This is a genomic window from Vibrio sp. AK197 (assembly GCF_053903115.1).
The window spans coordinates 475,411-496,569 of record NZ_CP096430.1 but is presented as its reverse complement, the minus strand read 5'-3'; the positions used below and the strand labels follow the sequence as shown (position 1 = coordinate 496,569).

At 45.6% G+C, this 21,159-nt stretch carries 22 protein-coding genes; 7 read left to right on the top strand and 15 right to left on the bottom strand.

Features of this window, described 5'->3' with window-relative positions; genetic code table 11:
* Window positions 1-17: 17 nt before the first annotated feature.
* Complete coding sequence (gene rsmI, locus M1D72_RS09455; RefSeq protein ID WP_456296705.1) at window positions 18-881, bottom strand: 16S rRNA (cytidine(1402)-2'-O)-methyltransferase; 864 nt, start codon at window positions 879-881, stop codon at window positions 18-20.
* A 69-nt stretch (window positions 882-950) separates the two neighbouring features.
* On the opposite strand from rsmI, the gene M1D72_RS09450 reads away from it, so the two are divergent.
* From M1D72_RS09450 to M1D72_RS09435, 4 genes are read left to right on the top strand one after another with little or no spacing between them, the layout of a single operon-like run.
* The gene (locus tag M1D72_RS09450; RefSeq protein ID WP_456296704.1) at window positions 951-2,756 is read left to right on the top strand and encodes a penicillin-binding protein activator; all 1,806 of its coding nucleotides are present in this window, start codon (window positions 951-953) and stop codon (window positions 2,754-2,756) included.
* Window positions 2,743-3,111 (top strand): YraN family protein, encoded by a 369-nt coding sequence (locus M1D72_RS09445; protein WP_390191600.1) that lies wholly within the window; start codon window positions 2,743-2,745, stop codon window positions 3,109-3,111. The genes M1D72_RS09450 and M1D72_RS09445 overlap by 14 nt, the downstream gene beginning before the upstream one ends.
* Before the next feature lie 3 nt (window positions 3,112-3,114).
* Window positions 3,115-3,705: a phosphoheptose isomerase gene (locus M1D72_RS09440; protein ID WP_390191602.1), complete on the top strand. Its 591-nt coding sequence runs from the start codon at window positions 3,115-3,117 to the stop codon at window positions 3,703-3,705.
* 4 nt (window positions 3,706-3,709) lie between these two features.
* On the top strand, window positions 3,710-4,285 hold the full coding sequence (locus tag M1D72_RS09435) for a BON domain-containing protein (protein WP_390191605.1): 576 nt from the start codon (window positions 3,710-3,712) through the stop codon (window positions 4,283-4,285).
* 59 nt (window positions 4,286-4,344) lie between these two features.
* On the opposite strand, the gene sspB is transcribed toward M1D72_RS09435, so the two are convergent.
* The 8 genes from sspB to zapE all read right to left on the bottom strand — a co-directional run bounded on the left by sspB (window position 4,345) and on the right by zapE (window position 10,678).
* Complete coding sequence (sspB, locus tag M1D72_RS09430; RefSeq protein ID WP_456296703.1) at window positions 4,345-4,836, bottom strand: ClpXP protease specificity-enhancing factor; 492 nt, start codon at window positions 4,834-4,836, stop codon at window positions 4,345-4,347.
* Window positions 4,837-4,848: 12 nt separating this feature from the next.
* Complete coding sequence (gene sspA / locus M1D72_RS09425) at window positions 4,849-5,484, bottom strand: stringent starvation protein SspA (RefSeq protein WP_390191608.1); 636 nt, start codon at window positions 5,482-5,484, stop codon at window positions 4,849-4,851.
* 94 nt (window positions 5,485-5,578) lie between these two features.
* Window positions 5,579-6,316, bottom strand: a complete 738-nt coding sequence (locus tag M1D72_RS09420) for a cytochrome c1 (RefSeq protein WP_390191610.1) — start codon at window positions 6,314-6,316, stop codon at window positions 5,579-5,581.
* Entirely contained in the window at window positions 6,313-7,578 is a 1,266-nt protein-coding gene (locus M1D72_RS09415) for a cytochrome b (protein WP_390191613.1), read from the bottom strand. Before M1D72_RS09415 ends, M1D72_RS09420 begins: the two co-directional genes overlap by 4 nt.
* Window positions 7,578-8,171 (bottom strand): ubiquinol-cytochrome c reductase iron-sulfur subunit, encoded by a 594-nt coding sequence (petA, locus tag M1D72_RS09410; protein WP_390191615.1) that lies wholly within the window; start codon window positions 8,169-8,171, stop codon window positions 7,578-7,580. Before petA ends, M1D72_RS09415 begins: the two co-directional genes overlap by 1 nt.
* 337 nt (window positions 8,172-8,508) lie before the next feature.
* Window positions 8,509-8,901: a 30S ribosomal protein S9 gene (gene rpsI, locus M1D72_RS09405; protein WP_136483334.1), complete on the bottom strand. Its 393-nt coding sequence runs from the start codon at window positions 8,899-8,901 to the stop codon at window positions 8,509-8,511.
* A 15-nt stretch (window positions 8,902-8,916) separates the two neighbouring features.
* Window positions 8,917-9,345, bottom strand: coding sequence for a 50S ribosomal protein L13 (rplM, locus tag M1D72_RS09400; RefSeq protein ID WP_390191618.1), 429 nt, complete (start codon window positions 9,343-9,345; stop codon window positions 8,917-8,919).
* A gap of 229 nt (window positions 9,346-9,574) precedes the next feature.
* Window positions 9,575-10,678: a cell division protein ZapE gene (zapE, locus tag M1D72_RS09395; protein WP_456296702.1), complete on the bottom strand. Its 1,104-nt coding sequence runs from the start codon at window positions 10,676-10,678 to the stop codon at window positions 9,575-9,577.
* A 152-nt stretch (window positions 10,679-10,830) separates the two neighbouring features.
* Between zapE and zapG the strand changes: the two genes are divergently transcribed.
* The 3 genes from zapG to degS all read left to right on the top strand — a co-directional run bounded on the left by zapG (window position 10,831) and on the right by degS (window position 13,996).
* Entirely contained in the window at window positions 10,831-11,298 is a 468-nt protein-coding gene (gene zapG / locus M1D72_RS09390) for a Z-ring associated protein ZapG (protein ID WP_456296701.1), read from the top strand.
* A gap of 127 nt (window positions 11,299-11,425) precedes the next feature.
* On the top strand, window positions 11,426-12,793 hold the full coding sequence (locus tag M1D72_RS09385; RefSeq protein WP_390191625.1) for a Do family serine endopeptidase: 1,368 nt from the start codon (window positions 11,426-11,428) through the stop codon (window positions 12,791-12,793).
* 138 nt (window positions 12,794-12,931) lie between these two features.
* Complete coding sequence (degS, locus tag M1D72_RS09380) at window positions 12,932-13,996, top strand: outer membrane-stress sensor serine endopeptidase DegS (RefSeq protein WP_390191628.1); 1,065 nt, start codon at window positions 12,932-12,934, stop codon at window positions 13,994-13,996.
* Between the two features lie 69 nt (window positions 13,997-14,065).
* Here degS and parC read toward each other — a convergent pair whose 3' ends face one another.
* The 6 genes from parC to nudF form a co-directional block, all read right to left on the bottom strand.
* On the bottom strand, window positions 14,066-16,345 hold the full coding sequence (gene parC / locus M1D72_RS09375) for a DNA topoisomerase IV subunit A (RefSeq protein ID WP_390191631.1): 2,280 nt from the start codon (window positions 16,343-16,345) through the stop codon (window positions 14,066-14,068).
* 3 nt (window positions 16,346-16,348) lie between these two features.
* Window positions 16,349-18,232, bottom strand: coding sequence for a DNA topoisomerase IV subunit B (gene parE, locus M1D72_RS09370; RefSeq protein WP_390191632.1), 1,884 nt, complete (start codon window positions 18,230-18,232; stop codon window positions 16,349-16,351).
* Window positions 18,233-18,447: 215 nt separating this feature from the next.
* A complete protein-coding gene (yqiA, locus tag M1D72_RS09365; protein ID WP_390191634.1) occupies window positions 18,448-19,032 on the bottom strand; it encodes an esterase YqiA in 585 nt (194 codons plus the stop codon).
* Between the two features lie 2 nt (window positions 19,033-19,034).
* A complete protein-coding gene (cpdA, locus tag M1D72_RS09360; RefSeq protein ID WP_456296700.1) occupies window positions 19,035-19,856 on the bottom strand; it encodes a 3',5'-cyclic-AMP phosphodiesterase in 822 nt (273 codons plus the stop codon).
* A 14-nt stretch (window positions 19,857-19,870) separates the two neighbouring features.
* Window positions 19,871-20,311, bottom strand: a complete 441-nt coding sequence (locus M1D72_RS09355; protein ID WP_390191639.1) for a DUF1249 family protein — start codon at window positions 20,309-20,311, stop codon at window positions 19,871-19,873.
* The gene (gene nudF / locus M1D72_RS09350; RefSeq protein ID WP_456296699.1) at window positions 20,299-20,928 is read right to left on the bottom strand and encodes an ADP-ribose diphosphatase; all 630 of its coding nucleotides are present in this window, start codon (window positions 20,926-20,928) and stop codon (window positions 20,299-20,301) included. Before nudF ends, M1D72_RS09355 begins: the two co-directional genes overlap by 13 nt.
* Window positions 20,929-21,159 lie beyond the last annotated feature (231 nt).

Here is a 21,159-nt window from a genome sequence, read left to right as displayed (position 1 = left end):
TTTTTTGACAAGTTCACTTATTCAAGATGCTCTAAACCCCACTTATACAGCGCATTTTTTTTCAAGTTGTAAATTTCCGCCGTTAACCCTGCCGCTTTTTTTAAAGGCAGCTCTTTGACTAAAATACCTAAAGTCCGCTGCGCCTCTTCAGGCACCGACTCTTCACTGGCCGCTCGATAACCATGAATCAACAGCACCATTTCACCACGTTGCTGGTTGCCATCACTGGTAACCCAGTCGATGAGTTCGCCTAAAGGTAAGGACTGAATGGTTTCAAAAGTTTTAGTCAGCTCCCGGGCTAACACCACTTGACGATCAGAGCCGAGAATATCCAACATATCTTTTAAAGAGTCGACAATTCGATGCGGTGACTCATAGAAGATACTGGTACGTGCCGCTTTGGCGATCTCGAGGAATTTATCTTTACGCCCTTTGCTTTTCGGTGGCAGAAAGCCTTCAAAACTAAAACTGTCTGACGGAAGTCCTGAGGCACTTAAAGCGGTAATCACCGCACACGCACCAGGTAATGGCACAACTTTGACGCCCGCATGACGACATTGACTCACCAAGTGATACCCTGGATCACTAATTAACGGGGTACCAGCATCAGAAACCAAAGCAATGGTTGCGCCCTGTAGAAGTTTTTCCACTAAAACTTGAGCTTTTTGCTGTTCATTGTGATCATGCAATGCAAAAGTTTTAGTCTGAATATTGAAGTGAGAGAGCAACTTACCTGTGTGGCGAGTGTCCTCTGCGGCAATCATGTCGACATTAGACAACACTTCCAAGGCACGTTGAGTTATATCCCCCAAATTGCCAATAGGAGTGGGTACAATGTACAAAGTTGGAACCTCGGCAGGTAATGTTTTGTTATCTGTCATTTGTTTAGCATCACTTCAACGATTAATATAGAGACAATTTTACACTTAATAGCGATAGAACTCATGGCCATGAAACACCATAAGAGACTCAGTGTACCACGCATCTTAACGCCTGTAGCATTAGCGATTACGTTAGCGGCATGTTCAACCGGTCCTTCGACCCCCACATCAGTGGATATTACCCTTGCTCCGACTGAGTCGGCACAAAGCTATCTTATGCAGGCTGACAGCAGCCAAGGCGCTTTGCAAGTCGACTGGTTAATCATGGCGTACAAAGCCTCTGTCGACGCCAATGACTTTGCCCAAGCGGATAACTTATCTCGACGCCTATCACGATCAGAGATGACCCACCGTCAACAGGCACAGTGGCAATTGATTCGCGCACAGCAATACGTCAAGCAAGGTCAAGAGCAGCAAGCTCTGAGCGCATTAAGCTTCGATGATAACTGGAATTTGGACGATGCCCAGTGGCAAGAATATTACCAATTACAAGCGTCTATCTACGCCAATCGTGAAGAGTATTTTGAAGCAGCACGTCAGCTTTCTTCTCTTCAGCAATACGCGCCTGTTGCTGAGCGTCAATCTCTTTCAGAGAATATTTGGAACAACCTGAACCAATATTCTGAGCAACAATTATCAAGCCAAAACGTCTCCCCAGACGAAGCGGTATTTGATGGTTGGATTCAACTGGCTTTGTACAACAAGTCATTGGCCAGTGACATTCCTCAATTGCGTAATTCATTGAAAAACTGGTTAGATGAGAACCCGCAACATCCTGCGGCGACGTACACACCAAAATCGATTGACGACATTCTATCGCTTGAAATCGTTAAACCAATGAACACTGCGTTATTGCTGCCACTTTCTGGTAAATTTGCACCGCAAGCCAAACTCATTCGTGATGGTTTTATCCTCGAAATGATGAACGATAAACAGCGCGATGAAAACGCCACCCTAACAGTGATTGATACCAATGCCTCAACCGCGCAAGATATTGAAGATAAAATCATTGAGAAAAACATCGATTTTATCGTAGGGCCATTGATCAAAGAAAATGTTGAGAAACTCCAATCCGCGCAATCTCACTTCTCAACACCGATTCCCACTTTGGCACTGAATATTCCCGAAGAGCTAGAGCCAGGTATTAATACTTGCTACGTCGCGCTTTCGCCAGAGCAGGAAGTAGCTCAAGCCGCGAGCCACCTTTTTGATAAGGGTTACCGCTACCCGTTAATTCTTGCCCCTGCAGGCCACTTAGGAAACCGTGTCGTCGAAGCGTTCAATAAAGAGTGGAAACAGTACAGCGACAACAAAGTCGCCGTCAGTTTGTTCGGTGATAAACGCCAGTTGCAGCGCAACATTAACGAAGTGTTTGGTCTGCAAGACAGCCAGCAACACATTGCTCAGATGGAATCATTGTTGGGCATGAATTTAGAGAGCCAGCCTCGAAGTCGCCGTGACGTAGATTCTGTCTACATCGTAGCCAACAGCGCTGAACTGACGCTAATTAAACCCTTTATTGAAGTCGCGATTAATCCAGATACCACACCTCCAAAACTGTTTTCAAATTCACGAAGCAACAGTGGTGAAACTCAGTATGAAGATCTCTCCGGCGTTGCCTACAGTGATCTTCCTATCTTGATTGATCCCGAACCGGAACTTGAAGCGCAAATGGAAGAGCTATGGCCTAAAGACTCGAATGCCGAGAAGCGCTTACAAGCTCTTGGTATTGATGCCTACCGCTTGCTTGAACAATTACCACAAATGAAAGTGGTATCAGGCTATACCATTCAAGGTGAGACAGGCGTGCTCAGCATTGACGATAACTGCGTAATTAACCGCCAGTTAAGCTGGACGGAGCATGAAGCTCTTTAGCCGCCGAGCCACTGGTCAAGCTTACGAAGCCGCAGCCGAAAAGTATTTACAAGGTTGCGGCTTAGTCATAATTGAGAGAAACTTCCAAGTACGCGGAGGCGAGCTTGATTTAATTATGCGCGATGGCACCACCACGGTGTTTGTCGAAGTCAGATATCGTAATAGCCAGCAATACGGACATGCGGCAGAAACGGTCACGCCCGCCAAAATAAAACGCCTAATGAAAACAGCCACCCTATGGCTGATGAAACAAGGGCTTTCAGTCCACTCTACGGATTTTCGATTTGATCTGGTCGCTATTCACCAACAAGGTAAGCAGATTGAATGGATAAAAAATGTGATTACGCAAGGATAACCGATGCTCGAAAGCATTAAAGATAGCTTTAAAGAAAGTATTCAAATTCAAATCGCGGCGGCTGAAGCGCTCCCTGATGCCATCACTCATGCCGCACAAGCCATGGTTAGCAGCCTATTGAAAGGCAACAAAATACTCTGTTGTGGTAATGGAGGCTCATCGTCAAACGCTCAGCAATATGTCTCTTGTTTGCTAAACCGCTTCGAAACCGAGCGTCCAAGTTTACCAGCGATGGCGCTCACTGCAGATATCACCACACTGACCGCGGTCGCGAATGATTACCACTACCAGGAAATCTTTTCAAAGCAAGTGCGGGCGCTCGGACAACCTGGCGATATTTTGCTTGCGATTTCAACCAGTGGTAATAGCAAAAATATCATCAAAGCGATGGAAGCCGCTGTGACTCGCGATATGACCATCATCGCCCTTACGGGTAAAGATGGCGGAGAAATGGCTGGATTGCTTGGTGAAAATGATGTCGAAATTCGTATTCCTTCCCATCGTACTGCGCGCATTCACGAAGTACACATGGTAACACTCCATTGCTTATGCGATTTGATTGATCAGGTTTTGTTCCCCACTCACGAAGAGTAACGCTATGAAACTGGTAACACGGTTATTGATAATATTGACTCCACTCATACTCAGTGGTTGTGCTGGGTTTTTAGTCGCTGGGGCTGCAACGACAGCCAATATCGTCACCGATACTCGAACGACACAAGAGATTTGGGATGATAACAATATCGAACTGCAAATCGCTGGTATCGCGAATAAGGCCCCGTTTGCCGAACATACTCGCATTACCGCAAGCTCATACAACGGCACGGTGATACTGATAGGTCAGTCGTCTGAACAAACATTACTTGACGAATTTGAGGCCCGAGCGAGAAAAGTCAAAGGCGTGAACACCATCTATAACCAAGTTCATATTAAAGAGCCTTTGTCGCTTGGAGAAATCAGTCACGACAGTTGGCTGACAACCAAAGTAAAATCAGCGTTGTTGGCGAATTCCGAGCTCTCAGGCATCAAAATTAAAGTCATCACTGAAGACAAAGAAGTGTTTCTGCTAGGGTATGTTTCTCATCGCCACGCCGATTTAGCCGTCGATATTGCCAGAAACATCTCCGGGGTAAAGCGCGTGATTAAAGCGTTTCAATATGGCGACGAGTCATAACAAGTCATTGGGTTCAATACAAAAAAAGCAGCGTTGATACGCTGCTTTTTATTAGTGTCCTATTTAACCACTCGAAGGCTAGGCTTGCCTTTCGGCCTCGGCGGTTCATCATCACCATCAGGTTCTGAAGTCTCTTCCTCACTAGAATCGATTTCTGGCGCAGAGGTCAGTGACAGATGCTCCGCCTCTTGAACGTCGTCTTCTTGCTCGCTCGGTTCTTGATAAGCATCTTCAGCTTCAAACATTGTACCTGCCCCATTCTCACGTGCATAAATCGCTTGTACGGCATATAGAGGCACAATGACCGAATGTGGTTTTCCACCAAAACGCGCGTTGAATGTGACCGCTTCATTTCCTAACTCAAGATTGCCCACAGCACGAGGGACAATGTTAAGAATAATCTGCCCATCTTGAACAAATTCAAGAGGAACACGCACACCCGGTAATGTTGCATCTACGACTAAATGTGGCGTGAGATCGTTATCCACTAACCAATCATAAAACGCTCGAAGCAGATAAGGACGACGAGGAGTCATTTGTGAAATATCCATGACACTCAAAAATTAGCGAACAAGGCGCATTTCACGCTCTGCTTCAGTCAATGAAGCAAGGAATGAATCACGCTCAAATACGCGGTTCATATAAACTTTAAGCTCTTTAGAGCCCGGACCAACCAATTCGATACCCAACACTGGTAGACGCCATAATAGCGGTGCCAGATAACAGTCAATCAGGCTGAACTCTTCACTCATGAAGTATTCATACTCAGCAAAAACAGGGGCCAACGTGAGAAGATCATTACGCAGCTTATTACGTGCTGATTCTGCTTCATCGGCAGTCCCATTTGCGACTTTATCTGCCAAAGAGTACCAGTTAGTTTCGATACGGTAGATCATCAGACGGCTATTACCACGAGCAACAGGATATACTGGCATCAAAGGTGGATGCGGGAATCGCTCATCAAGGTATTCCATGATGATTTTTGAATCGTAAAGCGCGAGCTCGCGATCAACTAGGGTTGGAACTGTCTTATAAGGGTTTAGCTCAACCAGTTCAGCGGGTAGATTTGCTTCATCCACAAGCTCAACTTCAACACTTACACCTTTTTCAGCCAGAACAATACGAACCTGATGGCTATACATATCAGATGAACTTGAAAATAGAGTCATCACAGAACGTTTATTGGCAGCTACAGCCATGGAGCCCTCCAGCACACTTACAGATAAAAAACAATGGAGGCTACGCCTCCATTGTCAAGTTATATTGAGAAATTAGCACGGTATAATAGCATAATTAGTGCACATCACGCCAATATTCTTTCTTAAGAAACACCACAACGATAGTGAATATCACTAAGAAGGCCATGACCCACCACCCGAGCGCATGACGCTCAAGCTTCACCGGATCACCAGAATATTCTAGGAAATTAACCAAGTCGCGTACTGCCGTATCAAATTCCTCTTGGTTGAGCTCTCCACGACCATCACTTTGCGTACCAACCACAACACGGTGCTCTTCACCGTCGACCATGTGCGTTTCATAGACAGGTTGCGGTACACCTTGCAACTCTTCTAATACATGAGGCATACCAACGCTTGGGAAGACGATATTGTTCACACCAAACGGACGAGAAGGGTCGGCATAAAACGAGCGTAAATAGGTATATAACCAGTCGGTCCCACGAACACGAGCCACCAAGGTTAAATCAGGTGGCGGTGCACCAAACCACTTGGCTGCAGACTCATCAGGAATCGCATTTTCCATTAAACTGCCGATTTTTACCGCCGGATCAAAGATCAGGTTTTGTTTCATTAAGTCATCAGGGATACCCAAATCTTGGGCTACACGACCATAACGCTGATACTGAGTTGAATGACAACCAAAGCAGTAGTTCATAAACAGCTTGGCACCATTTTGTAATGACGCCTTATCACTCAAGTCATTGTTCGCAGCATCAAGCGGAACATTAGCGCCTGCCGCCATCGCCAGAGATGGCAGCAGTGCAAATAACATTACAATCCACTTCTTCATTTGAATGTCACCCTCTCTGGTAATGGTTTGGTTTTTTCATTTTTACTGTAGAAGAACAACAGTACAAAGAACATGAAATAGCCCAAGCTGAAAATACGTGCGAGCAAGGTATAAGTAGGTGTTGCAGGCAACGCCCCCAAAATACCAAGAGCAATAAAGCAAATGGTGAATTGAATAATATTAATTAAGTGGAATTTACTGCGATAACGGTATGAACGTACTTTACAACGATCTAGCCAAGGGAGAACAAACAGTACAGCAATCGATAGCCCCATCGCGATCACCCCAATGAGTTTATCAGGCACCGCACGCAAAATGGCGTAGAACGGAGTGAAATACCAAACGGGCGCGATATGTTCTGGCGTTTTCAATGGGTTTGCGGCTTCAAAGTTAGGCGGCTCAAGGAAGTAACCTCCCATCTCTGGATTGAAAAACAGCACATAACAGAACAAGAATAAGAAGCCCGCAACCCCGATGAGATCCTTAACCGTGCCATATGGATGGAAGGGTATCGAATCGATGATGTCGTATTTCTTGGTGTAATAATCGTGGAACTTGAACTGCGTTTTGTAATCGTCACCCATGGTGCCTTTTGGCAGTTTGGTTTCGATGCCATCAGGGTTGTTTGAACCAACTTCATGCAGAGCTAATACGTGCAACACGATCAGCAATAACAATACGATAGGCAACGCAATCACATGCAGAGCAAAGAAACGGTTTAGCGTTGCTCCGGAGATAACATAGTCACCACGAATCCACAGAGTCAGGTCATCACCAATCACAGGAATCGCCCCAAATAGGGAGATAATCACCTGCGCGCCCCAGTAAGACATTTGTCCCCAAGGTAAAAGGTAGCCCATAAAGGCTTCAGCCATCAGCACCAAGAAGATCAGCATTCCGAAGATCCACAGCAGTTCTCGCGGCTTTTGATACGAGCCATAAATCAAACCGCGGAACATGTGTAAATAGACAACAATAAAAAACGCTGAGGCACCAGTTGAATGCATATAACGCAGCAACCAACCGTACTCTACATCACGCATGATGTATTCAACCGAAGCAAAAGCACCATCGCCAGACGGCACGTAGTTCATGGTTAGCCAGATCCCGGTCAGCAATTGGTTAACCAGCACCAACATCGCGAGAGAGCCAAACAAGTACCAAAAGTTAAAGTTCTTCGGCATTGGGTATTCAGAAAGGTGTTTTTTGTAGGCATTCATTGCCGGAATGCGTTTTTCCACCCAATCAAGTAACGCTTGCATTACGCCTCCCCTCCTTCGTCGACACCGACGATGATTCGCGTATCACTCAAGTACATATGCTTAGGCACCACAAGATTCAGCGGTGCAGGAACGCCTTGGAATACACGACCAGCCATATCAAACTTAGAACCATGACACGGACAGAAGAACCCCGATTTTACGCCTTGGACTTGTTCGCTAAAACTGTCGGGTAAATAGGTAGGCGAACAACCAAGGTGAGTACAAATTCCAACGGCAACAAAATATTCAGGTTTGATGGAACGGTAAGCATTTTGAGCGTATTCAGGCTGCTGAGCCTGCTCTGAGGAAGGGTCTCGAAGTTGATCACCGATATCATTCAGACCATCCAAAATGGCTTGGGGACGGCGAACGATCCACACCGGTTTTCCTCGCCATTCAACTCGAACCATCTGGCCTTCTTCGAGTTTGCTGACATCAACTTCAACCGGTGCTCCAGCGGCTTTCGCTCTGGCACTTGGGTTCCACGATTTTATAAAAGGCACGGCAACAGCAGCAGCTCCCAAGCCACCCACAACCGCGGTTGTGGCTGTCAAGAAACGTCTGCGGCCGTTATTTAAAGGCGCATTGCTCATCCAAACATTCTCCCATTTGTCCCATCGAAAAAGTCCTATTTTTCTTCAAGGAACATGGCTACAAAATTACGGATTTAATTGTATTTATTTGATTAAAGAGCATAAATAAAACCCTACTTTTTGACAAGATAAAGCTACTTTTTAGTAACATTTGTAGAGGAATTCGCCTATGCCGTCACAAAAGGCACATAACTGTAAGTAAACTCAATTTCAAAGGCGGGATGCAGGAAAGGATAAATATTGAAAATACAAAAAAGCCTGGCATTGAGCCAGGCTTTGGAACCACAAGTCGTTCTGAAAAACAGAACCAAACTTTGCGAATTTTCTCGAAAGAAAATTAACGCTTAGAGAACTGTGGACGACGACGTGCTTTACGTAGACCAACTTTCTTACGTTCAACGCGACGAGCGTCACGAGTAACGTAGCCAGCTGCACGTAGAGCAGGACGTAGAGATTCATCGTATTCCATTAGAGCACGAGTGATACCGTGACGGATTGCACCCGCTTGACCAGAAATACCACCACCAGAAACAGTGATGTAAAGGTCAAGTTTTTCTACCATCTCAACAAGCTCTAGAGGTTGTTTAACAACCATACGAGAAGTTGGACGACCGAAGTACTCATCAAGGCTACGCTTGTTGATTACGATGTTGCCGCTGCCTGGTTTGATAAAAACACGTGCAGCTGAGCTTTTGCGACGGCCAGTGCCGTAGTATTGATTCTCTGCCATTTTCGAAATCCCCGATTAGATGTCTAGTACTTGTGGTTGTTGAGCAGCATGGTTGTGCTCAGCGCCAGCGTAAACTTTAAGCTTACGGTACATAGCACGGCCTAGAGGACCACGTGGAAGCATACCTTTAACCGCTAGTTCAAGCGCCATTTCAGGTTTACGATCGATCAACTTTTCAAAAGTGATAGATTTAAGACCACCTGGGAACTCTGAGTGACGGTAGTAAACTTTGTTTTTCGCCTTGTTACCTGTTACAGCAACTTTCTCCGCGTTTACAACGATGATGTAATCACCAGTGTCAACGTGTGGAGTGTATTCAGCTTTATGTTTGCCACGTAGGCGAGATGCAATTTCACTTGCTAGACGGCCAAGAGTTTTACCTTCAGCGTCTACAACATACCAGTCGCGTTTTACAGTTTCTGGTTTAGCAACGAAAGTTTTCATGCTAATAATAACCCGTTAATAATCAAATTTACACTTAAGGAGCTTAACGCTCCCACTGACTAAGAGCCCAGTCATCACCCCTTCGAGTGGATGGCACTCTCGACCAACCTTAAATTGGTCTGCAGTAACGGTGGGTCGCAGGATTATAGAGAAGTCAGATGAAAAAATCACCCCCTTTTCGAGTAAATCCGCAAGTTTTTTGTCTTTTTTTTCGTCAATAAAGATTTGCTTAACTCAAATGCTCTCGCGCTAAATATTCTCGGCTCTGCATCTCAATAAGACGTGACTGACAACGTTGAAATTCAAAGTTGAGCTGACCTTCTGTATACAAGTCTTCAAGAGCCACTTGTGCAGAAATAATCAGCGTCACGTGGCGCTCGTAGAACTCATCCACCAATGCAATAAATCGCCGCGCTGCATCATCCGACAATCGCCCCATCTGTTGAACATCGGCCAATAACACCGTGTGATACAGACGAGATAATTCAATGTAGTCATTTTGGCTACGTGGCGTTTGGCAAAGCTGGGCAAAGCTCGCAAACAGTAATCCATCTGCCGCTTTTATAACCGGAATCTGGCGATGATTAATGTCAATACTTTGTACCGCGGGCTTGTCTTCGCCAACTAACTGCTGATAGTAGCGCTGCAAATTTCGTTTTGCGCTCTCATCATGCGGATGATGGTAAATTTCGGCTTGCTCCAGAGTACGAAGGCGATAATCAATGCCACTGTCAACATTAATAATGTGGCAATGCTTTTCAATCAATTCAATGGCAGGAATAAACCGAGCTCTTTGCAATCCATTGCGATAAAGCTCATTGGGCGGAATATTGGAGGTTGCCACTAAAATAATGCCGCGTTGGAATAAGGCCTGAAAAAGCGTCCCAAGGATCATGGCATCGGTAATATCTGACACAAAAAATTCATCAAAGCAGATGATGTCCGCTTCAGCTTTAAACGTATCAGCTATATGTTCAAGAGGGTCGCTGACATCATTTAATTTTTTCAGCTCTTCATGGACTCGATGCATAAAACGGTGAAAATGGACACGCATTTTCTTTTCAATCGGCAAAACCTCATAAAAGCAGTCCATCAAGTAGGTCTTGCCTCGCCCGACGCCCCCCCAGAAGTAAAGACCTTGTGGAGCTTCAGGTACTGACGGCGTTTTTGTAAACCATTTTGTCCATCGACTCACAGATGCAACAGGCTGTTGTGTATACTCAATACATTGGTGGTAGAGACGATCTAATGCTTCTACAGCATCTTGTTGCGCTTTATCTTTTTGAAAACCTGACTGTTTTAGATCAATTTGATATTTTTCTAATGGGGTCATGAGTCACATACCTAGAGTAGATAAAGAAAAATATGCTAAGTAGAGCACGTCTATTTTTCTTTATTGGCTATGGTTGTCATAGTACCATGTGAACTCAACATGTGTAACCAACAGGTAAAAAACATGTTAAATAACAATGATAAGGAGCAACTATGCCTTGGATATATGCTGTTTTAGGTCTAGTTATTGGCACTTTTTTGGGTGTAGTCATTTCTCGTCTAACTACGCCAGACTATAAAAAGCAAAAAAGTACGCAAAAAGAACTCGACACTGCAAAATTTCAGCTAGAGCAGCAACGCCAAGAGCTTGCTGATCACTTTGCACAAACCGCAGAGATGCTGGATAACCTCGGTAAAGATTACACCAAGCTTTATCAACATATGGTTAAAACCTCGGGAGAACTGCTTCCAGAACTACCAGAGCAAGATAATCCATTCGCTAAGAAGATTGCTGAATACACGGTTCCCTCAGCCGATAATGCGGAAGAAAAAGCCAGCTATTTAGATGAGGTTCTTGATGAAGCCCCGAAAGACTACGCAAATGGGTCTACAGGGCTTTTCAAAGAGCAAGAAAAGCAGATTCTTCATTCGGATGAAGTGGTTACTGCCAAAGCTTCTTAATCGAAGTTAAAAATTTTACGTGAACTTTGCAAAGGTTTTTGAGTCATAACTCACGTCGGTGCTGATTGAAATCTAATTTTTTGAGCAAATATTAGATACAAAGCATTAACTGTATAGGAGTTATCAGATGAAAAAACCTTTGCTTGCTTTAACCGTCCTATCCCTTAGTTTAAGCTCAATTCTTGCTCCCTTACCTGCATCTGCGGCATTGCCGTTAGCGGTGAATGGCGAACAAATTCCCAGCTTAGCGCCAATGCTAGAAAAAGTAACTCCAGCGGTAGTGAGTATCGCCGTTGAAGGAACTCAAGTTTCTAAACGCCAAATCCCGGAGCAATTTCGCTTCTTTTTTGGTCCAGACTTTCCAACCGAACAGCTTCAAGAGCGTCCGTTTAAAGGCTTAGGCTCAGGCGTGGTGATTGATGCTGATAAAGGCTATGTCGTAACCAACTACCATGTCATTAATGGCGCGGAGAAAATTCGTGTTCAATTACATGACGGACGTGAATACAAAGCAGAACTGATCGGCGGCGACCAGATGTCTGACATCGCGCTACTCAAGCTCGAAAAAGCTGAAAACCTCACGCAAATCAAGATTGCAGATTCGGATAAATTGCGGGTCGGTGATTTTACTGTCGCGATTGGTAACCCATTTGGTTTAGGTCAAACAGTGACCTCCGGTATCGTTTCAGCGCTGGGCCGCAGTGGATTAAATATCGAAAACTTTGAAAACTTTATCCAAACAGATGCCGCCATTAACAGCGGTAACTCTGGCGGTGCCCTTGTTAACCTAAATGGGGAATTGGTGGGTATCAATACCGCTATTCTTGGTCCGAATGGTGGAAATATTGGTATTGGCTTTGCCATACCATCCAATATGATGAAAAACCTCACCGAACAGATCGATGAATTTGGTGAAGTTAAGCGCGGCATGCTTGGGGTTCAAGGTAGCGAAATAACAGCAGAACTCGCTAAAGCGATGAACTACAAATCAAGTAAAGGCGCCTTCGTTAGCCAAGTGATTCCAGACAGTGCGGCAGATAAAGCCGGCTTAGAAGCTGGCGATATCATCGTTTCTGTCAATGGTAAATCCATTGATACTTTCGGTGAACTGCGTGCGAAAGTCGCGACTCTAGGCGCGGGTAAAGAGGTCAAACTCGGTGTGATTCGTGATGGTGACAAAGAAGAATTTGATGTGACCTTAGGCGAACAAACCGATGTGAAGACCACTGCGGATAAACTTCATGAAGGTTTAGCCGGTGCAGAGTTAACCAACACGACGTCGAGTGATCGTATCGAAGGTGTGAAAGTCGCTTCGGTCGAAAAAGGGTCAATGGCAGAAGCTTACCAGTTGAAAAAAGGCGATATTATTATTGGCCTTAACCGCCAACGGGTTAAAAACTTAGCGGAGCTGCGTAAGATTCTCGAACAAAAACCGAATATTCTGGCGCTTAACATCCAACGTGGCGATCGCACGATTTACTTGGTCGTTCGTTAGTTTTCACCGAATTCGCGTCATTGACGCAATCTTATCTCTACCATCAAGAGCAGCGAAACATTCGCTGCTCTTTTGTTATTTTAAGAACTAATGCTATTCTTCTGCATTCATTAGATTACCCATGATTTTGAGGAAGGTATGCTAAATTTTCTTCTGCGATCCGTCTTATTAGGCTTGGCTACCGCAGCCGTACTGTTGATATCGGTACCTTCCCTTCGCTCGCATATCATTCCAGCAGGCACTGCTGAAACCAGTAATAATATCGAGTCCTTACAGATTTCATTTAATACGGCGGTGCGTCGCGCAGCGCCTGCCGTGGTTAACATATATAGCCGTAAATATACGGAAAGTGATCGCACTAAACTGTCCACTCAAGGATTGGGCTCTGGCGTGATTGTCAGCGATAAAGGCTACATCATTACTAACTACCACGTAGTTGCTCAAGCCGATCAAATTATTGTTGCTTTGCAAGACGGGCGAGCAGCAGCGGCGCATTTAGTCGGTAAAGATCGCCGTACCGATATCGCCATACTGCGTGTCGAAGGCACCAATTTGCCCGTTATTCCCCTCAACCCTAACTATGACCCGAAAGTCGGTGATGTGGTCTTGGCGATTGGTAACCCTTATAACTTAGGGCAAACCACGACGTTTGGGATTATTTCAGCAACAGGTCGTTCCTCGATTAGCGCGGATGGTCGTCAGGCGTTTATTCAAACCGATGCGGCGATCAACGAAGGTAACTCCGGCGGCGCATTAGTTAATACTCGTGGCGAGTTAGTGGGAATTAACACGGCCTCGTTTCAGCAAGCGACGGAACTGGAAACGTACGGCATTTCTTTCGCAATTCCATTTAAGTTAGCGAACAAAATCATGGAGAAAATCATTGCCGATGGGCGCGTTATCCGTGGCTACATTGGGATTGATGGGCAAGATATTAGTGCGATGGCTGAGCGTATTTTGGGTAATGAGCACTTAGGTGGCATCGAGGTAATGGGCGTTGATCCTAACGGCCCCGCTGCCGATGCTGGCTTTATGGAAAAAGACATCATCTTGAAAATTGACGGGCAAAAAATTCATGGTCGCCAGAGTGTGATGGACCTCGTCACCGATCTGCGCCCTGGCACCACCATTGATGTATTGGTTGTGCGCAAAGGTAAGCAGAAAACCCTAACCGTGACCGTCGGAGAAGATCCTCGGGATTAATGTCTTCATGCTTTATGAAATAAAAAGCCCCGCGACTATCGCGGGGCTTTTTTTGCTCAGTTAAATCGATTACGACTCACTGTTAGTATCGTCTTCGCTAGCAACAGGTTCAACATCAATTGCCGTCACGCGTTGTAACCCTCTTGGCAATAAGCTACCACGACGACCACGTTCACCTCGGAAGTTATCTAAGTCAGACGGTTTCAAACCTAACTTACGCTTTCCTGCATAAAGGGTTATTGAACAACCACTTGGCAACGCCATAAGATGAGACACAACTTCTTCTCGCTCTTTGGCCTTTGCCGCTGGAATATTGATGATTTTGTTACCTTTGCCTTTACCCAATTGTGGTAAATCTTTAATTGGGAATAACAGCATACGCCCTTGATTAGTAATGGCTAAGATTTCATCGCTGTCCAAATTGCCAATCGGGTTTGGCGTCATGACTTCCGCATTTTGAGGCAAAGTCACTAACGCCTTACCACTGCGGTTTTTCGACAACAAATCACTGCCTTTACACACAAAACCGTAACCGGCATCAGAACCCACCAGCCACAGTTGGTCTTCTTCACCCATAACAACGTGGCGAATATGCGAACCAGCATTCAGGTTCAATCGCCCGGTAATCGGCTCACCTTGGCTGCGAGCAGATGGTAGCGAGTGAGACTCAAGTGAGTAACTGCGCCCATCACTGCCAAGGAAAACAGCAGGTAAATTACTCTTACCGCGCGCGTGGGAGAGATAACTGTCTCCGGATTTGTAATTGAGACTGGCCGGATCAACCTCATGCCCTTTGGCATGGCGGATCCAACCTTTTTCAGACAGTACCACTGTAATCGGTTCACTTGGCACCAAATCGCGCTCGGTCATCGCTTTAGCTTCTGCACGCTCAACCAAAGGAGATCGGCGATCATCACCGTACTTATCCGCATCCGCTTTGATTTCTTTCTTCAACAGCGTATTCAAACGACGCTCTGAACCGAGCAATTGTTCTAACTTCTCGCGCTCTTTCTCAAGCTCATCTTGCTCACCACGAATCTTCATCTCTTCGAGTTTGGCAAGGTGGCGCAAACGTGTATCGAGAATCGCGTCCGCCTGAATATCCGTGATACCAAAACGTGCCATCAGAACCGCTTTAGGCTCATCCTCGGTACGGATAATTTCAATCACTTCATCTAAGTTTAGATAGGCGACCAACAAACCTTCAAGAATGTGCAGGCGAGCCAGCACTTTATCTAGACGGTGTTGTAAGCGACGACGTACTGTGCTGCGACGAAACTCAATCCATTCATTAAGGATCTGCACCAAGCCTTTCACTTGAGGACGATTATCAAGGCCAATCATGTTTAAGTTCACACGATAGTTACGCTCAAGATCAGTCGAGGCAAACAGGTGATTCATCAGCAGATCACAGTCCACTCGATTTGAGCGTGGCACAATCACAATGCGTGTTGGATTTTCATGGTCAGATTCGTCACGTAAATCTTCAACCATTGGCAATTTCTTGGCTCGCATCTGCGCGGCAATTTGCTCAAGCAATTTCGCACCGGACACTTGATGAGGCAGCGCGGTGATCACGACATCACTGCCCTCTTTGTGCCATACCGCGCGCATTTTGATGCTGCCACGACCAGTGCGATAAATTTTCTCGATGTCCGTCTTCGGCGAGATAATTTCTGCTTCTGTTGGATAGTCAGGACCTTTAATAAAGTCCATCACATCGCTCAATTCGGCTTTTGGTTGTTCAATTAGATGAATGGCGGCATCCGCTACCTCACGCACGTTATGTGGCGGGATATCGGTCGCCATACCGACCGCAATACCTGTCACACCGTTGAGTAAGATATGAGGCAAGCGTGCTGGCAACATTTGCGGCTCTTTCATAGTGCCATCAAAGTTAGGCTGCCACTCAACGGTGCCCTGACCTAATTCACCCAGAAGAATTTCTGCGAATTTAGACAGTTTCGCTTCGGTATAACGCATTGCTGCGAAGGATTTGGGATCATCTGGAGCACCCCAGTTACCTTGGCCATCGACCAACGGATAGCGGTAAGAGAACGGTTGCGCCATCAATACCATGGCTTCATAACAAGCCGAGTCGCCGTGTGGGTGGTATTTACCCAATACGTCACCAACCGTACGCGCGGATTTTTTATATTTCGCGGCCGCCGAAAGCCCAAGTTCCGACATCGCGTAGATAATACGTCGCTGAACCGGTTTAAGACCATCACCAATATAAGGTAAGGCTCGGTCCATGATGACGTACATCGAGTAGTTGAGATAAGCGTCTTCGGTAAATTTTCGCAGTGGTAACTGCTCAACGCCATCGTAAGTAATTTCGTTAGCCATCTATTATTGTACCTCTGCCATGTCGCCGTACTGTTGTAGCCAACTACGACGATCATCTGCACGTTTTTTACCAAGCAGCATATCCATCATTTCGTTGGTCGCATCTCCATCGTCAATGGTCAATTGCACCAAACGACGAGTGTTTGGATCCATCGTTGTCTCACGCAGTTGCAGTGGGTTCATTTCACCAAGGCCTTTGAATCGTTGTACATTGATCTTGGCTTTTTTCTTACTTAAACGCTCAACAATGCCGTCTTTTTCGCCATCGTCCAGTGCGTAATAAACTTCTTTGCCGCAATCAATACGATACAGTGGAGGCATAGCAACATACACATGACCCGCCGCCACCAAGGAAGGGAAATGCTTAGTAAAGAGCGCACACAATAGGGTTGCGATATGCAGGCCATCCGAGTCCGCATCGGCAAGGATACACACCTTACCGTAACGTAGAGACTCAAGATTATCGCTATCAGGGTCGATGCCCAGAGCCACAGAAATATCATGAACTTCTTGCGAGGCTAGGACTTGGTCAGCAGAGACTTCCCAAGTATTGAGGATTTTACCGCGCAGCGGCATGATGGCTTGGAATTCGCGATCACGCGCTTGTTTCGCGCTGCCTCCCGCCGAGTCCCCTTCCACTAAGAACAGTTCTGTGCGGCTCAAATCTTGTTGCGAACAATCTGTCAGTTTTCCCGGTAGTGCTGGGCCCGAGGCCACTTTCTTCCGTACCACTTTCTTTGCTGCACGCATACGTCGATGCGCGTTAGCAATACACACTTCCGCTAGCATTTCTGATAATTGCGGCTTCTCATTGAGCCACAAGCTAAACGCATCTTTGACCACACCAGACACAAACGCCGACGCTTGGCGCGAAGACAAACGCTCTTTGGTTTGCCCAGCAAATTGCGGATCCTGCATTTTCACCGAAAGAACATAAGAGCAACGATCAAATACATCATCTCCGGTCAGTTTGACGCCACGAGGTAGCAAATTACGGAATTCACAGAACTCTCGCATTGCATCCAGCAAACCTTGACGTAAACCATTGACGTGGGTACCACCCTGAGCGGTCGGAATCAGGTTGACGTAACTTTCGGTGATCATCTCACCACCTTCTGGCTGCCAGATAACAGCCCACGTTGCCGCTTCCGTTTCTGCTAAAAATTCACCCGTAAACGGTTCTTCAGGTAAAACGGGGAAGCCTTTTACCCCTTCCGCGAGATAGTCTTTAAGGCCATCTTCATAAAACCAGCGATGCTCATTACCGTTGACTTTATCGCTAAAGGTGATTTCAAGCCCGGGACACAACACGGCTTTCGCGCGCAAATTGTTAATAAGGCGAGTAACAGAAAAGTTGGCCGAATCAAAGTATTTGGCTTCAGGCCAAAAATGAACGCTGGTACCGCGATTTCGACGCCCACAAGTGCCCGTAACAGTTAAGTCTTGAACCTTGTCACCATGCTCAAAAGCGATTTCATACACCTGCCCATCACGGCGTACCGTGACTTCGACACGTTTAGACAGTGCATTAACTACGGAAATCCCCACCCCGTGAAGACCACCAGAGAACTGATAGTTTTTATTGGAGAATTTACCACCGGCGTGCAATTTGCAGAGGATCAATTCAACGCCAGACACTTTTTCTTCTGGGTGAATATCCACTGGCATGCCTCGACCATCGTCAATCACTTCAAGCGACTGGTCTGCATGCAAAATTACTTGCACCTTACTGGCGTGCCCGGCTAACGCTTCATCGACGCTGTTATCGATGACTTCTTGACCTAAGTGGTTCGGTCTTGCGGTATCCGTGTACATACCAGGACGGCGGCGTACTGGCTCCAAGCCATTAAGAACCTCAATGGCTCCAGCATTATATTGTTCAGTCATAGTACGGATTATCGTCGTAGAAACAAAAATGGTTACTTCGCAGTGCGATTATGAAGCTTTTTAAGATTTCGATTAAAAATTGACACAAAAGTGCTGATTGTTTCAGCACAAGTCGCTGCGAAAGTATAGGAGAAACATAGTCTGGAAGAGACTGGCTTATGTCAAGAGAGAGACGCGAGTACTTCACAAATTTATGACTTTTCCCTCAAGGCTCATTAAAGTTGAAGGAATTGGATGATGGATTCCGGATAGCGTTCAAAATCGACAAAACTATGGTCGCCTCCCGCTTCTACTGTCTGTTTTACACCATTGAGTTTTTCAACGGCTTGACGGTAATCAAGAACTTCATCGTCTTGTTGCTGCAGCAGCCAAATCGTATCCGGATTTCGAATATTTGCAATATCCAGCGCTTTGAGTTCATCCATATGATGCCACTCTAGCAAATATTGTTGTTGAGTATAGGGATTGGTTTGAACCCCAAGATAGTCAGTTAATAGATCATAGGGCTTGACGGCTGGGTTAACCACCACCGCACGTAAACCAAACTTATGGTTGAGCCATAAAGAGAAATACCCACCGAGTGAGCTGCCCACCAAACCAATTTGATACTGCGTAAGGTAGCGTTCAATCAGCGACGTGAGCGCGATTGCTGCATCTTGTGGGTAGGCAGGCAAATCAGGCACCACAACCTTAATATCGGGTCGGTATTGCCGACAGTACTCCTGCATCACCATTGCTTTGTGAGATTTAGCTGAGCTGTTGAAACCGTGAATGTATATGAGCAGTGAGGGTTTGCTCATTCTCAGTAGCCTGCAGAGTTAAAATCAGGTTGAAAGCTACCCGCTTTTAAGCGTTTAACTTGGGTAACGATATCGCCATTATCCAGTAACTCTAATTCTCGCCATCCAGGTGCTTGATGATCGAGAGCAAAGTCATCTGAGTTGGGTTTAAATTGAACACAGGTTGATGGCGTAGCCAATACTCGAACCTCATGATGGCTTTTATCCATATCTTGATGAATATGCCCACACAGCACCGCTTTTACATTGTTGTGCTTGTCGACCACTTGCCAAAAATCATCGGCGTCTTTTAATGAATGCTGATCCAGCCAATGGCTACCAACCAATAAAGGATGATGATGCAGCAACACCAGCGTATGTTTTTCTGGATACTCCGCTAATTTACTATCCAGTAGGGCCAGTTGCTGATCGCTTAATCGACCATGGGGCACACCGACAACTTGAGAATCCAGCAAGATCATTTGCCAATGCTCGCCCAGTAATACATGGTCAATCGGTTCAATTTGCGCAGAAGGAATCACCGAGCCCATGTTGGGCTTGTAATCGTGATTTCCTGGCAACCAGAAGCAGGGCTTTTGCAGAGGAGCAATGCCCTGCTCGAACTTTCGATAGGATTGCTCACTATGATCTTGGGAGATATCACCTGTCGCAAGAATAGCATCAAACTCAACGTGCTCTGTCTTAATGGCGTCGACAACCGCCAAAAAGCTTTCATGGGTGTTGACGCTCAATAAGCTTCCATCACTGGGCGCAAAAAGATGAGTATCTGTTATTTGCAGCAACTTAATGCTGCTATTTTGTGATGTGCTTGACGATACTTTCAAAACTAAAAACCTGACTAAATTCCTAAGGATGTCCGGCTAATGCCGTGTCTTAAACAAAACGAAAGCCAATCACCTAAAAAACGGTTTAACTGAGCTTTTTCATCTTTTTGAACCATTTTTTCGTTGGGATAATCATAACGAGCTTTTACTCGTTTGAGATGTTCACTGCTGCAAACTTCTGCCACACGTGCATCGTGGTAGAGCCTGACAGACATTTTAGGCAATGGAAAGACAGCAACATCATCACTTTGACAGATGTCCACAAGCGTTGTGTACTTTGTGACTTCTTCCACTTCTAATTGATAAGCCATACTCGCCGCTTGATAACAACGAATATCGCCAACACTTGGTCGGCTAGGAAGCAGAGCACTCAACTTTGCGTAATTTGTTTCATAAACACGCATTAGCTCTGGGAAATCAACGTGATAAGGTTTTTTAGTTGCTACTTCAGCCATTGCTCTCTCAGTCGTTGGTGGTTGAGTTGTAACCATTGCAAAGCGATAATCGACGCGCCATTTTCAAACGTCCCGTCTTGCACCCATTGATAAGCCTGGTCTCGGCTCATCACGTGAACACGAATATCTTCACCTTCATCTTCAAGGCCATGAATCCCTTGAGCCAATGATGAATCTACCTGACCGACAAAAACATCAAGTCGTTCTGAGCATCCACCTGAGGACGGATAATAGGACGTCACCTTTTCGACTAGGCCGATCTCGACACCCGCCTCTTCCATGGCTTCACGGCGAACCACTTGTTCTGCCGATTCTTGAGTATCAATAATGCCCGCAACGATCTCCATTTGCCAAGGACTTTGATGCTCTAATGCACCTACTCGGATCTGTTCGACCACAACAACTTGGTCACGAACCGGATCATAAGGCAGCAGCGCCGCCGCGTGGCCGCGTACAAACATCTCTCGCTCAATGGTATCGCTCCAGCCACCCGCAAACAATTTGTGCTTAAAGCGGTACTTCACCATCTGGAAGAACCCTTTAAATAATGTATCTTTTGAGAGAACTTCCACATCTTGTGGCGTGAACCTCACAGCTTGCTTGTCAGACTGTTGCATTGAATACCTCATTGAGTGAACGTTATAGTCTACTTAGTTACCGCTTTTGCTGCCAAGCATTGGCTCAACTTTTTATATATTTTTTATAAGAATATTTAAATCCATCACAATAAATTTATAATATCGAGCAACAATCATACTGTACAACTGGACAATAAAGTGTAAAAATTTACAAACTTTTGCGTAAATTCACGTCAATATAAGGTAAACTCTCGTTAAATCGATAATTTA

What these genes read in the sequence shown, in the direction of transcription:
- M1D72_RS09440 (WP_390191602.1), top strand. Translation starts at nt 3,115, where the DNA reads ATGCTCGAAAGCATTAAAGATAGCTTTAAAGAAAGTATTCAAATTCAA.
- rsmI (WP_456296705.1), bottom strand. Translation starts at nt 881, where the DNA reads ATGACAGATAACAAAACATTACCTGCCGAGGTTCCAACTTTGTACATT.
- M1D72_RS09415 (WP_390191613.1), bottom strand. Translation starts at nt 7,578, where the DNA reads ATGCAAGCGTTACTTGATTGGGTGGAAAAACGCATTCCGGCAATGAAT.
- parE (WP_390191632.1), bottom strand. Translation starts at nt 18,232, where the DNA reads ATGACTGAACAATATAATGCTGGAGCCATTGAGGTTCTTAATGGCTTG.
- M1D72_RS09445 (WP_390191600.1), top strand. Translation starts at nt 2,743, where the DNA reads ATGAAGCTCTTTAGCCGCCGAGCCACTGGTCAAGCTTACGAAGCCGCA.
- M1D72_RS09420 (WP_390191610.1), bottom strand. Translation starts at nt 6,316, where the DNA reads ATGAAGAAGTGGATTGTAATGTTATTTGCACTGCTGCCATCTCTGGCG.
- zapG (WP_456296701.1), top strand. Translation starts at nt 10,831, where the DNA reads ATGCCTTGGATATATGCTGTTTTAGGTCTAGTTATTGGCACTTTTTTG.
- yqiA (WP_390191634.1), bottom strand. Translation starts at nt 19,032, where the DNA reads ATGAGCAAACCCTCACTGCTCATATACATTCACGGTTTCAACAGCTCA.
- sspB (WP_456296703.1), bottom strand. Translation starts at nt 4,836, where the DNA reads ATGGATATTTCACAAATGACTCCTCGTCGTCCTTATCTGCTTCGAGCG.
- rplM (WP_390191618.1), bottom strand. Translation starts at nt 9,345, where the DNA reads ATGAAAACTTTCGTTGCTAAACCAGAAACTGTAAAACGCGACTGGTAT.
- degS (WP_390191628.1), top strand. Translation starts at nt 12,932, where the DNA reads ATGCTAAATTTTCTTCTGCGATCCGTCTTATTAGGCTTGGCTACCGCA.
- rpsI (WP_136483334.1), bottom strand. Translation starts at nt 8,901, where the DNA reads ATGGCAGAGAATCAATACTACGGCACTGGCCGTCGCAAAAGCTCAGCT.
- M1D72_RS09435 (WP_390191605.1), top strand. Translation starts at nt 3,710, where the DNA reads ATGAAACTGGTAACACGGTTATTGATAATATTGACTCCACTCATACTC.
- zapE (WP_456296702.1), bottom strand. Translation starts at nt 10,678, where the DNA reads ATGACCCCATTAGAAAAATATCAAATTGATCTAAAACAGTCAGGTTTT.
- nudF (WP_456296699.1), bottom strand. Translation starts at nt 20,928, where the DNA reads ATGCAACAGTCTGACAAGCAAGCTGTGAGGTTCACGCCACAAGATGTG.
- M1D72_RS09355 (WP_390191639.1), bottom strand. Translation starts at nt 20,311, where the DNA reads ATGGCTGAAGTAGCAACTAAAAAACCTTATCACGTTGATTTCCCAGAG.
- sspA (WP_390191608.1), bottom strand. Translation starts at nt 5,484, where the DNA reads ATGGCTGTAGCTGCCAATAAACGTTCTGTGATGACTCTATTTTCAAGT.
- M1D72_RS09450 (WP_456296704.1), top strand. Translation starts at nt 951, where the DNA reads ATGAAACACCATAAGAGACTCAGTGTACCACGCATCTTAACGCCTGTA.
- parC (WP_390191631.1), bottom strand. Translation starts at nt 16,345, where the DNA reads ATGGCTAACGAAATTACTTACGATGGCGTTGAGCAGTTACCACTGCGA.
- M1D72_RS09385 (WP_390191625.1), top strand. Translation starts at nt 11,426, where the DNA reads ATGAAAAAACCTTTGCTTGCTTTAACCGTCCTATCCCTTAGTTTAAGC.
- petA (WP_390191615.1), bottom strand. Translation starts at nt 8,171, where the DNA reads ATGAGCAATGCGCCTTTAAATAACGGCCGCAGACGTTTCTTGACAGCC.